Annotated in this window: 12 protein-coding genes and 1 tRNA gene; 10 read left to right on the forward strand and 3 right to left on the reverse strand. The window is 67.8% G+C overall.

The features are described 5' to 3' along the window. The first annotated feature begins 41 nt into the window (after positions 1-41). From AC3A5N_RS02220 to AC3A5N_RS02250, 7 genes are all read left to right on the forward strand, one after another. Complete coding sequence (locus AC3A5N_RS02220; RefSeq protein ID WP_487735674.1) at positions 42-659, forward strand: SCO family protein; 618 nt, start codon at positions 42-44, stop codon at positions 657-659. Further along, positions 647-1,090, forward strand: a complete 444-nt coding sequence (locus AC3A5N_RS02225; protein ID WP_487735675.1) for a YcgN family cysteine cluster protein — start codon at positions 647-649, stop codon at positions 1,088-1,090. The genes AC3A5N_RS02220 and AC3A5N_RS02225 overlap by 13 nt, the downstream gene beginning before the upstream one ends. After that, a complete protein-coding gene (locus AC3A5N_RS02230) occupies positions 1,087-1,812 on the forward strand; it encodes a M48 family metallopeptidase (RefSeq protein WP_487735676.1) in 726 nt (241 codons plus the stop codon). The genes AC3A5N_RS02225 and AC3A5N_RS02230 overlap by 4 nt, the downstream gene beginning before the upstream one ends. A 39-nt stretch (positions 1,813-1,851) precedes the next feature. Next, entirely contained in the window at positions 1,852-2,301 is a 450-nt protein-coding gene (locus tag AC3A5N_RS02235) for a hypothetical protein (RefSeq protein ID WP_487735677.1), read from the forward strand. Continuing rightward, positions 2,282-3,283, forward strand: coding sequence for a bifunctional diaminohydroxyphosphoribosylaminopyrimidine deaminase/5-amino-6-(5-phosphoribosylamino)uracil reductase RibD (gene ribD, locus AC3A5N_RS02240; RefSeq protein ID WP_487735678.1), 1,002 nt, complete (start codon positions 2,282-2,284; stop codon positions 3,281-3,283). Before AC3A5N_RS02235 ends, ribD begins: the two co-directional genes overlap by 20 nt. Beyond that, positions 3,268-3,885, forward strand: coding sequence for a riboflavin synthase (locus tag AC3A5N_RS02245; RefSeq protein ID WP_487735679.1), 618 nt, complete (start codon positions 3,268-3,270; stop codon positions 3,883-3,885). The genes ribD and AC3A5N_RS02245 overlap by 16 nt, the downstream gene beginning before the upstream one ends. A 404-nt stretch (positions 3,886-4,289) precedes the next feature. Next, positions 4,290-6,527 (forward strand): TonB-dependent receptor domain-containing protein, encoded by a 2,238-nt coding sequence (locus tag AC3A5N_RS02250; protein WP_487735680.1) that lies wholly within the window; start codon positions 4,290-4,292, stop codon positions 6,525-6,527. 404 nt (positions 6,528-6,931) lie between these two features. Here the strand turns inward: AC3A5N_RS02250 and AC3A5N_RS02255 are convergent, their stop codons facing one another. Beyond that, positions 6,932-7,408, reverse strand: a complete 477-nt coding sequence (locus AC3A5N_RS02255) for a DUF4168 domain-containing protein (RefSeq protein WP_487735681.1) — start codon at positions 7,406-7,408, stop codon at positions 6,932-6,934. 435 nt (positions 7,409-7,843) lie between these two features. Here AC3A5N_RS02255 and AC3A5N_RS02260 point away from each other — a divergent pair, with 435 nt between their 5' ends. Then, the gene (locus AC3A5N_RS02260; RefSeq protein ID WP_487735682.1) at positions 7,844-8,347 is read left to right on the forward strand and encodes a hypothetical protein; all 504 of its coding nucleotides are present in this window, start codon (positions 7,844-7,846) and stop codon (positions 8,345-8,347) included. A gap of 65 nt (positions 8,348-8,412) precedes the next feature. Here AC3A5N_RS02260 and AC3A5N_RS02265 read toward each other — a convergent pair whose 3' ends face one another. Continuing rightward, positions 8,413-9,588, reverse strand: a complete 1,176-nt coding sequence (locus AC3A5N_RS02265; RefSeq protein WP_487735683.1) for an amino acid aminotransferase — start codon at positions 9,586-9,588, stop codon at positions 8,413-8,415. Positions 9,589-9,675: 87 nt separating this feature from the next. Then, positions 9,676-10,509 (reverse strand): DUF1134 domain-containing protein, encoded by an 834-nt coding sequence (locus AC3A5N_RS02270; RefSeq protein ID WP_487735684.1) that lies wholly within the window; start codon positions 10,507-10,509, stop codon positions 9,676-9,678. Positions 10,510-10,737: 228 nt separating this feature from the next. Between AC3A5N_RS02270 and AC3A5N_RS02275 the strand changes: the two genes are divergently transcribed. After that, positions 10,738-10,827: transfer RNA gene (locus AC3A5N_RS02275), tRNA-Ser, on the forward strand. A 238-nt stretch (positions 10,828-11,065) separates the two neighbouring features. Then, positions 11,066-14,128: a TonB-dependent receptor gene (locus AC3A5N_RS02280; protein ID WP_487735685.1), complete on the forward strand. Its 3,063-nt coding sequence runs from the start codon at positions 11,066-11,068 to the stop codon at positions 14,126-14,128. The last annotated feature ends 33 nt before the right edge of the window (positions 14,129-14,161 follow it).

The following is a 14,161-nucleotide window of genomic DNA, read 5'->3' on the forward strand; positions in this document are numbered from 1 at the left end:
GAGCCCTTGCCGCCCCCTTGCGGAAGCCCGATTAGCAGAGCATGAAGCGCCGCGCCATGCCTCTCCCCAGAACTCTGGCCAGAACTCTGGTCGCCCTTTCCGCCGCCCTCGCCCTCGCCGCGTGCGACAGCCAGCCGGCGCTGGACACCGCACCGCTCCACGGCGCCGCGATCGGCGGGCCCTTCGCGCTGCCCGGCGGGGACGGGAAAGTGCACCGCTGGGCGGACTACGACGGCAAGTGGCGGATCGTCTATTTCGGCTATACCTATTGCCCCGACATCTGCCCGACCGACGTTCAACGCTTCTCGCAGGGGCTGACGCAGTTCGAGCAGGCGGAGCCCGAGCTCGGCGCGCAGGTCCAGCCGATCTTCATCACCATCGATCCCGCGCGCGACACGTCCGACGTGGTGGCCGAATTCGTCTCCAACTTCCATCCGCGGCTCGTCGGCCTGACCGGCACGCCCGAGCAGATCGAGGAGGTCGCGAAGACGTTCGGCGTCTTCTACTCGCGCGGCCGCGAGGGAGAGGGCGGCGCCTACGACATGAACCATTCGAACGTGGTCTATCTCTTCGCGCCCGACGGATCGCCGGTCGCGATCCTGCCGGCGAACGAAGGGGCGGACGCGATCGCCGCGGAACTGGCCCGATGGGTGCGCTGAGGGACCGGTTCTGGGAGCGCCCGCTCGCCGAGCTCTCGCGCGAGGAGTGGGAGGCGCTATGCGACGGCTGCGGCCGCTGCTGCCTGCACAAGATCGAGGATGCCGACACCGGCGAGATCGAGGACACCAACGTCGCCTGCAAGCTGCTCGACACACAGACCGCACGCTGCCGCGATTATCGCAACCGCAAGGCCTTCGTGCCCGACTGCCTGCGCCTGACGCTCAAGATCGTCGGCACAGTGAGCTGGCTGCCCGAAAGCTGCGCCTATCGCCGCCGCGCCGCGGACGAGCCTCTGCCCGAATGGCACCCGCTGCTGACCGGCGATCCGGAGAGCGTGAAGCGCGCCGGCGCCTCGGTCGCGGGCCGCGTGGTCAGCGAGACCGAGGCGGGGCCGCTCGAACACCACATCGTCGAGTGGAGCGACGCGTGATCGACTGGCTGCGGCGCGATGCGCGGGCCGCACCGGAGATCCTGCTGGGCGAACGGCGCCTGCCGATCCTCATCGTGCGCCATCCCCGCGCCCGGCGCATGGTCCTGCGCCTCGCACCGGAAGGCGACGCCGTGCGCGTCACCCTGCCGCGCTGGGGCCGCACGGCCGAGGCGGTCGCGTTCGCTCATGCCCGCCGCGACTGGCTCGCCGCGCAGCTCGACGCCCTCCCCCGCGCCGCGCCGCCCGAAGCCGGCGGCACGCTCGCCTACCGCGGCGCCGAGCTCGCCATCGCCTGGTCGCCCGAGGCCTCGCGCCGCCCTGCCCTGGGCGAGGGGACCATCGCGATCGGCGGGCCCGAGAAGCACCTTTCCTTGCGCCTGCGCCGGTGGCTTGAGGGCGAGGCGCTACGGCTGATGGAGGCCGACCTCGCCCAGTTCTGCGCCGCCGCGGGCGTCCCCGTCCCGGCCCTCCGCCTGTCGCGGGCGAAGCGGCGCTGGGGAAGCTGCGCGAGCGACGGCACGGTGCGGATCAACTGGCGGTTGATCATGGCCCCCGACTCCGTCCGCCGCTCCGTGGTCGCGCACGAAGTCGCGCACCTGCTCCACTTCGACCACGGCCCGGCGTTCAAGGCGGCGCTTGAGCGGATCTACGACGGCGACCTTCCCGCCGCCGACCGCTGGCTGAAGGCCAGCGGCCGCACGCTCTACGCCCCGTTCGGCTGAACACTGGCGTTCGCGCGCGGGAACGCCTATCTTGGCGCCATGCGTTTGATCAGCCGCCTCAATCCGGCCGAGGGAGTCGGCGACTTCTGGGCCTATCTGCGACGCCCGCAGCCCTACCGCTGGCCGATTCTCGGACTCTCCATGCTGATGACCGGGACCCTGCTCTTCTGGGTCCTGCAGGAACGGTATTACCTGCCGCCCGAGCGGCCCCGGGTCACCTACATCACCAGCTTCGCACCCGGCCGTACGGACGAGGAGATCATCGCCTCGAACATCGCGAACCAAGCGCGCAAGGAGGCGCTCGCCGCCGAGCAGGCCGAGCGCGAGGAGCTCCGGCGCGAGATCTACCGCACCTTCGGCCGCGCGGCCGGCATGGACGTCGAGAAGATCGAGCGCGAGGCAGCCGAGGAGCGCGCGCGCGAAGAAGCCGCCGAAAAGGCACGGCGCGAGGCTCTGATCGGCGATTCCATTGCCGAACCCGCCGAGTGACGCCGCCTGGCTCGCCGCCGCCGCTCGTCTCGCGGCGCGCGGCCGGCCGCTGAGCCGCCCCAATCCCGCCGTCGGGTGCGTGATCGTCAATGACGGCAAAGTCGTCGGCCGCGGCTGGACGCGTCCGGGCGGCCGCCCCCATGCCGAGGCGATCGCACTCGCCGAAGCGGGCGATGCGGCGCGCGGCGCCACGCTCTACGTCACGCTCGAACCCTGCGCCCACCGCTCCGGGCGCGGCCCCGCCTGCGCCGACCTGATCGCCGAGGCGGCCCTCGCGCGCGTGGTGATCGGCGCGCGCGACCCGGACGAACGCACCCACGGCCGCGGGATCGAGCGGCTCGGCGAAGCGGGCATCGCGGTCGAAACGGCCGACTGCCCCGCCTCCCGCGCCAGCCTCGCCGGTTATCTCACCCGCGCCGAGCACGGCCGCCCGCACGTCACGCTCAAGCTCGCCACTTCGCTCGACGGATGCATCGCCGCCGCGAACGGCGAGAGCCGCTGGATCACCGGCGAGGCGGCCCGCGCGCACGTCCACTCGCGCCGCGCCATGGCCGATGCGATCCTCGTCGGCGGCGGCACCTGGCGCGCCGACGCCCCGCGGCTCGACGTGCGCCTGCCCGGCCTCGAGGCGCGCAGCCCGCGCCGCATCGTCCTCTCACGCACCGTCGAGGACGAGACGGTCGAAACCATCGCCGCGCCCGAGGAGATCGCAGGGCTCGAAGCCGTGCAGTATCTCTACGTCGAGGGCGGCGCACAGACCGCCGCCGCCTTCCTCGCGGCCGATCTGGTCGACCGGCTCGAGCTCTACCGCGCCCCGGTTCTGATCGGCGCCGGCACCCCGGCGCTCGGCGACATCGGCCTCGCCTCGCTCGCCGAAGCGCAGGGCCGCTGGCGCCTTGCCGAGCGGCGGCAGCTTGGCAGCGACACATGCGAGGCCTATGAGCGCGCGCGAACAGGGAGCGAGCAATGTTCACCGGCATAGTCAGCGCAATCGGCACCATCGAGGAAGCGCAGCAGCGCGGCGACCTGCACTTGCGGATCGCCTGCCCCTACGATCCCGAGAAGATCGCGATCGGCGCCTCGATCGCCTGCTCGGGCGTGTGCCTGACCGTGGTGGAGCGCGGCGGAACGCCGGGAGACGCCTGGTTCGCGGTCGACGTTTCGGCCGAGACGGTCTCGCGCACCGTGCCCGGCATGTGGCGCGCGGGCCGCCGGCTGAACCTCGAAACGGCGCTCAAGCTCGGCGACGAACTCGGCGGGCACATCGTCACCGGCCACGTCGACACCGTGGGCGAAGTCCGCCTGGTCCGCACCGAGGGCGGCTCGACCACCGTCGCGATCCGCACCGGCGCCGCCTTCGCCCCCTTCGTCGCGCCCAAGGGCTCGATCACGGTCGACGGCGTCTCGCTCACCGTCAACGACGTGCGCGACCAGGAAGACGGCGCGTGCGACTTCCTCCTCAACCTGATCCCCCACACCGCAGACGTCACCACGCTGGGCGACCTGACCGAAGGCGACCGCGTCAACCTCGAGATCGACGTCCTCGCACGCTATCTCAAACGGATGCAGAGCCTCCAGCGCTAGGCGGCCCATTCCGTCATTCGAGTGTTCGCGGGGATGCCAGTTTTTGGTTCACACGAAGACACGAAGATGCCGTGTCTGCGGCGGAGCCGCACTCATCCACAAGCGGACGGGCCGAGCGTGCGGTTGCCATAGAGGTGCGCCGCTGCACCGCGCGGAACATCTTCGTGTCTTCGCGTGAACAACCCGGAGCAACGGCGCGTTCGGGCACGCCGCCTACCGTCCTCGCACACCCTCAAACCCCCTCGTCAATCCAGCGAAAGCCGGGGTCGGGTGCAGCGAAGTCCGACATGGCGGCCAGCGATCGCAGCTTTCGCTGGGATGACGGATTAGAGATCATACATTGACGTAATGGTATAACATCATTTATCGATCCCGCGCCAATCAGGAAGGGGTCCAACCACACGATGATTTTGCCAGTACTCGCCCAGCGGAAGCGGCTTTGGCTTTCCGCCGCTTCGATCGCACTCGTCTCGCCCGCCGCCGCTTGGGCGCAGGACACTGCGGGCGAGGAGAAGCCGCGCGAGCGGGCCGCAAGGTCCGACATCGTCGTCACCGGCGCCTCGCTCGAGCGGGAGGAGGCGAGCGAGCCGCTGCCGGTCCAGGTCCTCGCCGGCGACGAGCTCGCACACCGGCGCCAGGGCGGCCTCGGCGAGACGCTTGCGGGCCTGCCCGGCGTGCACCTGGACAGCTTCGGCGGCGGCGCCTCGCGCCCGGTCATCCGCGGCCAGACCGTGCCGCGCATCGAGATCCTGACCGACGGCGCCAACCTGTTCGACGCCTCGTCCGTCTCGCCCGACCACGCCATCGCCGCCGATCCGCTGCTTCTCGACGCGATCGAGATCCAGCGCGGCCCCGCCGCAGTCCGCTACGGCGGCAACGCGCTTAACGGCGCGATCAACCTGATCGACAGCAAAGTGCCCAAGGCCGTGCCCGAGGGCGGCTATACCGGCGCGACCGAAGTCCGCTACGGCACCGGGGACGAGGAGAAGACGGTCGTCGGCCGCGTGACCGCCGGCATCGGCTCCTTCGCCGTTCACGCCGAGGGATCGCGCCACGTCAGCGAGGACTACGATGTCCCCGACGCCTATGGCAGCGACAAGCTCAAGGACTCCTACGCCGAAGGGACGAGCTACAGCTTCGGCGCCTCATGGGTGACGGACAAGGGCTATATCGGCGCCGCCTATACGCGGCAGGACAGCGAATACGGCCTGCCCGGCCACAGCCACGCCAACGCCCCGTGCCACACCCACGGCCTCGATCTGCACTGCGGCTCGCACGGCACCCCGCCGCCGCTCGTCTCGGCGCCCGACGATCATACCGCCTATATCGACCTTCGCAGCGAGCGCTTCGACATCCGCGCGGACTACGACCGCCTGCTGCCGGGTCTCGAGCACACCCGTCTGCGCCTGTCCTATACAGACTACACGCACGAGGAGATGGACGGGACGTTCCTGTTCGCGCGCTATGGCAACAAGGTCTACGACGGACGGCTGGAGCTGACCCATGCGCCGCTGCTCGGCTTCACCGGCACGTTCGGCGTCCAATATACCGACGGCACCTTCAGCGGGTTGAACGTCAACGACGTCTATCGCGGCTACGACAGCATCTACGACATCAAGACCGAGAATGTCGGCCTGTTCCTGACCGAGCGGCGCGCGTTCGGTCCTGTCGATATCGAGCTGGGCGTGCGGCAGGACTGGCGGACCATGCATGCGGTGAAGAAGCACTGGACGTCCTACTACATCTTTCCCCCGGGGTTCGAGCTGACGCCGGAGATCGAGGAGATGTATTCAGGCTTCTACGACGACTATTTCGCGTCGCACTATCCATCCTCGGAGCACAACCCCTTCTCGGTGTCGGCGAGCGCGACCTGGAACATCGACGCGGGCTATTCGCTCGGGCTGACGCTGGCCCGATCCCAGCGCGCGCCGAACGTGCGTGAGCTCTACGCCCGAGGGAACAACCTCGCGACCAACAGCTACGAAGTCGGGCTCGCGCGCACGGCGACCATTTCCGACGAACTGCCCGCGCCGGTGACCGACCTCGTCGAGACGAACAAGTCGGTGGACCTGACCTTCCGCAAGACCGACGGGCGCACCCGGTTCGAGCTCGGCGCCTTCTATCAGGACGTCGACGACTACATCTTCGCCCGCCTGATCGAGGAGGAGCGCGAGACCGGCCGCCCCCATCTCCTGCTGGTCTACACCGCCGCGGACGCGCGGTTCTTCGGGATCGACGGGCAGATCAGCCATCAGCTCGCACCGGGATCGCTCGTCACCCTGTTCGGCGACTACGTCGATGCCGAGCTCAAGAGCGAGGACGACAACCTGCCGCGCATTCCGCCGGGGCGGCTCGGCGCGCGCTACGAATGGAACTCGGGGCCGGTCTCGGCGGACGTCGAATACTACCACACCTTCAAGCAGGACCGCGTGGCTTCCTACGAGACGCCGACCGGCGGCTACGACATGCTCAACGCGACGCTCGCCTACCGGTTCGACGTCGGCGGCGGAAAGTCGGTGGAGCTCTACGCGCGGGGCACGAACCTCACCAACGAACTGGCCTACGTCCACACCTCGTTCGTGAAGGACCAGTCCCCGCTCCGCGGCCGCAGCGTCGCGATCGGGATGCGGCACGCCTTCTGACCGCGCTCGCAAGTTCGTCACCCGCGACGGCGACGGGGGGCACGGGGAGGTGGGAAGAAATATCCCGCCTCCCCGTCATTATTTCGGGAGCTTTCGCAGGAGCGCGAGCCGTGAGCCCGCGGACGACGCCGCCGCTCCGGATTGTTCAAACGAAGGCACGAAGATGTCGCGTTTGCGGAAGCCGCGCTCCATCACCGCATCACCGCCGGACGAATTCGGGGTGCGGTTGCGGCATGAGTGCGCCGCTGCACAGCGCAAAACCTCTTCGTGTCTTCGTGTGAATCAAAAACCCCGTCATCCCGGCGAAAGCTGGATCGCTCTCCGCGAGGTCGGACTGGGCCGCACCCGATCCCGTTTCGCTGGGATGACGAACAGGATCGGCACCGTCCGCGTGAAATCAGGCCTCAGGGCTGGCCGGGCGCCTCCGCGGCACCCTGCGCGGCCTTGACGTGGCCCTCGGCCGCGGTCTGAATCCGCTGCTGCAGCTGCGGATCGCTCTGGCTCGCCACGGCGATGGCCTGGAACTCCTGCGGCTGCATGCCCGATTCCTGCACCGCGGCCATCATCTGCGCCTGCTTCTGCTGCTCGTCGACAGCCGTATCGCGGGCGATCTGCTGGACCTTCAGCACCGCGAGCGCAAAGCGGTCGACCTGATCGTCCGAGATGTCCGCCGACTTTGGAGCGGCCTGCGCCGGCGCGGTCTGCTGCGGGGGCGCGGTTTCCTGAGCCAACGCGGCCCCGCTCATCGCGAGCGACGCGGCTGCCAGAGTAAAGACGGTCTTCATGCAGTCCTCCATAATGAAGGCCGCGAAGTACGCGTGGCTGCTCGGGTTTATAACCGCCAGCGAGACGGGGCGTGTGCCGTCCGGGGTGGCGCGCACCTTCCGATCCGAAACCGCTCCGACGCCGGGACGGCAAGTTCTCATTCGCGCAGACCCGGTGAGCGAGGATCGCAAGCGGCCTGCCGGTCGCACCGCCGCTCCGGATTGTTCACACAAAGACACCAAGACACGAAGATGTGGCGTTTGCGGGGATGCCGTTCCGCATCATCGGCGGAAGAGTGAGGGGTATGGTCGAGGAAGGGGTGTCCCGCTGCGCGGGGCGGAACATCTTTGTGCCTTGGTGTCTTTGTGTGAACCAAATTCTCTTCACCTCACGAGCGCCGGGATCGTTCTCCACCAGGCCGGCCTTCGCCGCACGCGAACCCAGCCTTCGCTGGGACGACGAAGTTTTGGTCTAGCGGTCGCGGAAAAGAAGAACAAAGCACGTACAAAAACAACTTTCCTACATCGCGAAAATCTGCCTTATCCTCCCGGATGAAGCACTATCTGCCCCCTCTCCTGCGCGAGCGGAAGCCCGCGCCGCCCCGGATCCCGCTGTTCTACGCCGTGCCCGGCCGCACCCGCATCGACGGGTGGACCCCGCGGCGGCAGGCCGAGTTCATCGGGCATCTCGCCGAAACCCGCTCCGTCACCGAAGCCGCGCGGCGCGTGTCGATGGCGCGCGAGACCGTCTATCGGTTGCGCAGCCGCGAGGGGGCGGAAGGCTTCAACGCGGCGTGGAATGCGGCGCTCGGGATCGCCCCTGCGCAAGGTGACGGTGAAAGGTCACAGGCGGGCGTGACCCCGTCACGGAAGGTCACGAACGCGGAGCTCATGTGGCGCGTCGAGACCGGTCTGTGGCAGGTGCGTATGCACCGCGGCCGCTTCGCCGGCGTGTGGCGGAGGCCCGATAATGCCGCGCTTTTTCAGCTACTTGCCCGGCTCGACCGCGCACGGATCGACGGCCAGCGCACCCGGCGGGAGAGGGAGGCGGCATGAAAGGTCACGCCGCGCAAATACCCCGTCCAGTGTCAACCGAGCGGCCGATAGATTTCCAGGCGCGCTCAGCCGGTGACGGCGGCGAGCGCCTGCACGAACTTCTCGATGTTCCCGCCGTGCAACCCGGCGACGTTGATCCGGCCCGAGCCCGCCATGTAGATCGCATGCTCGGTCCGCAGCCGGCCGACCTGTTCCTTGCTCAGCGGCAGGACCGAGAACAGCCCGTTCTGATGCGCCAGCGGCGTCAGGTCGACCGCGCCGGCCTGCCCCGCATCGGCGAGCGATTGACGCACCTGGCGCATCCGCTCGCGCATCGTCTCGAGCTCGTCGAGCCAGAGCGCGGTCAGGTCGGCGTCGCGCAGCACGATCCGCACCGCCGCGCCGCCGTGATCGGGCGGCATCGACCAGGCCGCGCGGGCCAGGGCGTTGAGGTTCGACTGGATCGCGTCGAGCTGCCCGGCGTCGCGGGCGAGCGCGTAGAGCGCGCCCACGCGGTCGCGGTACATGCCGAAGTTCTTGTCGCAGCTATAGGCGATCAGCGCTTCCGGCACCGCGTCGAGCACGCGACGCAGGCCGTAGGCGTCCTCTTCCATCCCGTGGCCGAGGCCCTGGTAGGCGAGGTCGAGGATCGGCAGCGCCGCGCCGTTCGCGAAGGCCTCGGCGATCGCGTCCCATTCCTCGGGGGAGTAGTCGATGCCGGTCGGGTTGTGGCAGCAGCCGTGGAGCAGCACCGCCTCGCCTTCCCTGGCCCCGCGGATCGCGGCCAGCGCGGCCTCCGCATTGGCGGTGCCGTCGGGATTGGCGTGGTCGAACGTGGCAGCCTCCACGCCCACGTCGGCGAGGATCTGCGCGTGGTTGGGCCAGCTCGGCGCGCCGAGGTGGATGCGGTTCACGCCCGCGCGCTGGGCCACGGCGACCGCGAGGCGCACCGCGCCGGTGCCGCCCGGCGTCTGCATGCCCTGCAGCCGTCCGCCCATCGTGCCGTCGCGGCCGAAGGCATGCGGCATCAGCGCGTTGACGAAGCCCATGTCGCCCTCGGGGCCGAGGTAGGACTTGGAATCCTGCTCCTCGACCAGCCGCTGCTCGGCCTGCTTGATCGCGGCGAAGACGGGCGTGCCGCCCTGCCCGGTGCGATAGACGCCGACGCCGAGGTCGATCTTGTCCGCCCGATCGTCGTCGGCGTAGAGCTTGATCAGCGCCAGCAGGGCGTCGGGCGATTGGGGTTCGAGTCTGTCGAGCATGCGCCGCCCCATGCCCAGACGCGCGAGGGGCCGCAACAGGAAATCCTGTCGCGGCCCCTGCCCCTCCAAGCAATTTTGCTTGTGCGGCTAGAAGGGCATCCAGCGCTGCTCCTTCGAGAACTTCATATAGCCCGCGTTGATGCCCAGACGCAGGCCCGCGCCCAGGCGGATCGGGATCAGCACGACGTTGTCCTTGCGCAGGTAGCTGGCGGTGAGCCCGCCGACCACGTAGGCCTGCCCCTCGCCCGCCGGATAGCGTTCGTAGAGCTGCTCGGTATCGTAGAGGTTGTAGACCAGCACGAAGGTGTTCGCCGCGTTCGCGCCGACGTCGAACCCGATCGACGGGCCGGTCCAGTAGACCGGGCGCTGGCCCTCCACCTTGTGGTAGAGCGTGCCCGAGCCGTAGCGCGCGCCGACGATGAACGCGCCGCCCGCCTCGCGGCCGACGATGTAGGCGTTGGGCTCGCCCTGCTCCTTCAGAAGATCCTGGATCATCCGCGCGAGCCCTTCGGCGCCCTTGCCGAACAGGCCTTCTGCCGCGCCGATCAGGTCGTCTTCCTTGAACGTCTCGCTTTGCGCGCCGGCGACCGCGGTGGTGCCCGCAGTCTGGCCCGCCGCGACCGAAGTCTCGCCGCTCGCCGCCGGATCGGCCCAGGCCGGCGCGACGGGCGCGCCGTCCGGCGGCGTCTCGCTGTAGGTGATGCTGTTGTCCTGCGGCTGCGGCGCCGAGGTCGAGGTATCCTGCGCGGGGATCTCCTGGCTGTAGACCGGCTGGGCGCCGGGTCTCTCCTCGAGATCGGCGTCGATCGCCGTGTCGGGATCGAACGTCTCGATCGACTGCGCGGCGAGCGGCGCCGCGGCGAGCGCAGCAACCGCGGCTGCGCCTGCGATCGTGCGGCGAATGATGGGAATGAGTTGCATGCGGCCCCTCCTGGTCCGAAATCGGGCCCGAAACCCGGACCTGTCCAGGGCCGAACAGAATCCTTTGCGGCTGAAGCAGCAATGAACCGGCGACGAATCGAATCGGAAACACGGCGAAACGAGTCGAATCGCCCCTGTTTTCACGGCTTTTGCCGAAGCGGAGAGAGGCGGCTTGCAGCACTCACCCGTGCCCGTTATAGCGCGCCCCTCGCACGCCGCCGGGCATGCGGAGACGTGGGTGAGTGGCTGAAACCAGTTCCCTGCTAAGGAACCATACCCTATCGGGTATCGAGGGTTCGAATCCCTCCGTCTCCGCCACCCGGGCCGCTCCCCACATTCCGACTGATCCAGGAAGCCGCGTTCCGCGGCTCATTTGATTCGGTTTTCCGATTGCAGAACGACACCCCGCGGCCGGCCCTCGGGCCGGCTACGTACAACTACGTCCGGCTTAGGGATTGGTATGACAGATTGGATAACACGGGTATGCGTTTGCGGTTGACATATTTGGCCTAGGAGATATCCCACCTCCCATAACAAGCCCTTTGGGAGGGACCTCATGTCGAAGTTCGCCGACCGCGGCCGCGCAGCCGTGACCAATTCTCGTTTCCTCGCTACGCTTCTGGTAGGGACCGCACTGTCGGCCATCGCCTTTCCCGGCGCGGCATTCGCCCAGACAGCCGAAGAAGATGCCGGTGTCGTGAACGACGCCGGAGACGGCCAGGCCGCCGAGGGCGAGAACGTCATCGTCGTCGAAGGCATTCGCAGCTCGCTGCAAAGCGCGCTTGCCGAGGAGCGCAGAGCCGACAATCTCATCGAGGTCATCCAGGCCGAAGACATCGGCAAGCTGCCGGACCAGAACCTCGCCGAGGTGCTCGAGAACATCTCGGGCATTCAGATCACGCGGGAAGCAGGCGTCGGCACCGCGGTGCAGATCCGCGGGACCGACGAGAACCGCACCGAGATCAACGGCGTCTCCACCGTCGGCTCCGGGGCCGGGCGCGGGGGCATCAGCTTCGAGGACCTGTCCGCCTCGATCGTCGCCTCGGTCGAAGTGACCAAAGTGCCGGACGCCAGCACGATCGAGGGATCGGTCGGCGGCACGATCAATCTGCGGACGATCCGTCCCCTGGACCTGTCGGAGCCGCTCATCGCCGCCCGCGCACAGGTCGAGCACAGCGACTTCTCGGAAAGCTATCTGCCGCGCTTTTCCGGTACTATCGGCAACCGCTGGTCGACCGGTGCGGGCGAGTTCGGCGTCGTGCTCAGTGGAAGCTATGCCCGCCAGGACGTCACCGCCTTCCGGCCCCGCGTCGACCGCGACGCGGTCGTCCTGCCCACCGATGCCACCGCGAGCGCCGAGGACTTCCCGTTCCTCCGCACCCAGTTCTTCGACCAGGACCTCAACAACTACGAATACGAGACGCTGAACCTCGTCGGGTCCCTGGAATGGTCGCCCAGCCCCGGCCTGAAATTCTATTTCGACGGCATCTACAACGATCAGCAGCGCAGGCAGGAAAGCTCCAGAGTGCAGCTCTCCGGCGTGTCGGCGAGCGACGTGGTCGACAACACGACGAACACCGCGTTCGAAACCATCGACTTCGGAAGCCTGGACGGACCGAACGGCCCGATCGATCTGGGCACGGTCGAGGCCGCACTGGCCGGCGTGATCGAGCCCGGCGCGACCGACCCGAACTTGCGGACCTCGAGCAACACCGGCGCCCGCCTGACCAAGAGCCACGTCTACCGGCTCGGCGGCGAGTGGGAGCGCGACCGGTTCAAGGTCCGGCTGGAAGGCGCACTGTCGACGTCGGACACGGTGAACCCCGATTTCACGACCACGCTCGATTTCATCAACCCGAACCACACGCAGCCGGTTTTCGGAGGCGACGTCGACAACGGCGTGCCGATCGAATTCGATCTCAGAAGCCGGACGCTTCAGTTCGGCATCGCGCAAGGGCTGGCCACGACGCCGACGACCGCGCAACTGCTCGATCCTGCGAACTACCAGCTACGCCAGGTGCAGCAGAGCCATGACATCTCGGAGAACAGGGAACTCGCGCTCCGGTTCGACCTCACTTACGACATGGAGCGCTCGATACCCTTCATCACCTCAATCGATGCAGGCTATCGCTTCAACGAAACCTCCAGCCTGAACGACGACTTCTCCCAGAACTTCAACTACACCAGCGCCACCGCCGACTTCGCCCGGCCCGGCGCCGATCTCTTCTCCGACATCGTCGTGCCGGGCCCGAACAACTTCGGTGCGGCCGACGGCCGGGACCTGTTCATCGGCGACTTCCTGGTCATCGATCCGGCGCTCTCCTTCTCGGACCCGGACGCGGTCCGCGACGCGCTCAATGCCGCGATCGCGACCAGCAACGCGGCGAACCCCGACCTGCCTCCGGTCAGCCCGATCACCGAGCCGACGCAATCGGCCAGTGCCTTCTTCGACATCACGGAGCAGACCCATGCGGCCTACCTTCAGGCCAATTTCGACGGCTACGATCTCGGCCTGCCGGTGCGCGGCAATCTGGGCGTGCGCTACGTCCTCACCGACGTGGACTCGCGCGGAAACACGATCGTCAACGGCGTGGCCTCGCCGGTCGTCCAGACGGGTTCGTACAATTTCTGGCTGCCGCGCTTCAATCTCGTGATCGAGCCGGCGCAGGATTTCGTGATCCGTGCCGGTGTCGCAAGGGACATCAACCGCCCCGACTTCGACGATCTTTCGACCTCGGTCAGCTTCAGCACCGGCCCCAACACGCCCGTCTCGGTCGGTAACCCGGCTCTGGTGCCCGAAGCCGTGTGGTCGTTCGACCTTTCGGGTGACTGGTATTTCGCGCCGTCGAGCATCCTGAGCGTCGGCGTGTTCCACAAGATCCGTACGAACCTGTTCTCCACCTTCCAGGACGATCCGGCGCCGAACCTGGATGCCGACGGGAACCTCAACATCGACATCACCCCGCCCTGCGAAGACGGCGGCATCTTCAATCCGATCGCCGATCGCAACATCAACAACCCGACGCCGGGTGACGGGATCTGCGTGCCGCGCGTCACCACCATCAACGGCGAAGGCAATACGACGCAAACGGGCATCGAAGTCGCCTTCCAGCACGACCTGTCGGCTTATGAAGACACGCTGGGCTTCGCCTCGGGGTTCGGCTTCATCGGGAACTACACCTATCAGGTCACCGGCGGCACCGCGGCGGATTTCCCGACGAACTTCCGCGACGCCGATGGTCCTCGCGACGTCTTCACCCGGCTGGGAATCATCGGGGCTCAGGATCGGATCACCCTGCCGAACCTTTCCAAGCACTCGTTCAACACCACGCTGTTCTACGACAAGTACGGGCTGAACGCGCGGGTGCGGTACACCTGGCGCTCCAGCTACGTTTCGAACGACTCGTTCTTCTTCGGCCTTCCGCGCATCAACGGCGCGCGCGGCCAGCTCAACGCGAGCGTGAACTACGATGTCACCGACAACATCAACATCGGCGTCGAGGGGATCAATCTGCTGCAGGAAGATCAGGCGCAGTTCTGCGTGAACAACAACGCGCTGCTCTGCTTCCAGGGCCTTACCGATCGCCGCCTGATCGGCAGCATCAGCATCAAGATGTAACGCCGATCCTGCGAAACGCTTTCCCGCCGGTGC

The organism is Pelagerythrobacter sp. Soil_C_18 (genome assembly GCF_057657235.1).

Bases quoted from the DNA above. Each gene is read 5' to 3' on its own strand.
- AC3A5N_RS02260 (WP_487735682.1), top strand. From the start codon at position 7,844: ATGAAGCACTATCTGCCCCCTCTCCTGCGCGAGCGGAAGCCCGCGCCG.
- AC3A5N_RS02245 (WP_487735679.1), top strand. From the start codon at position 3,268: ATGTTCACCGGCATAGTCAGCGCAATCGGCACCATCGAGGAAGCGCAG.
- AC3A5N_RS02235 (WP_487735677.1), top strand. From the start codon at position 1,852: ATGCGTTTGATCAGCCGCCTCAATCCGGCCGAGGGAGTCGGCGACTTC.
- AC3A5N_RS02265 (WP_487735683.1), bottom strand. From the start codon at position 9,588: ATGCTCGACAGACTCGAACCCCAATCGCCCGACGCCCTGCTGGCGCTG.
- AC3A5N_RS02220 (WP_487735674.1), top strand. From the start codon at position 42: ATGAAGCGCCGCGCCATGCCTCTCCCCAGAACTCTGGCCAGAACTCTG.
- AC3A5N_RS02225 (WP_487735675.1), top strand. From the start codon at position 647: ATGGGTGCGCTGAGGGACCGGTTCTGGGAGCGCCCGCTCGCCGAGCTC.
- AC3A5N_RS02280 (WP_487735685.1), top strand. From the start codon at position 11,066: ATGTCGAAGTTCGCCGACCGCGGCCGCGCAGCCGTGACCAATTCTCGT.
- AC3A5N_RS02250 (WP_487735680.1), top strand. From the start codon at position 4,290: ATGATTTTGCCAGTACTCGCCCAGCGGAAGCGGCTTTGGCTTTCCGCC.
- AC3A5N_RS02270 (WP_487735684.1), bottom strand. From the start codon at position 10,509: ATGCAACTCATTCCCATCATTCGCCGCACGATCGCAGGCGCAGCCGCG.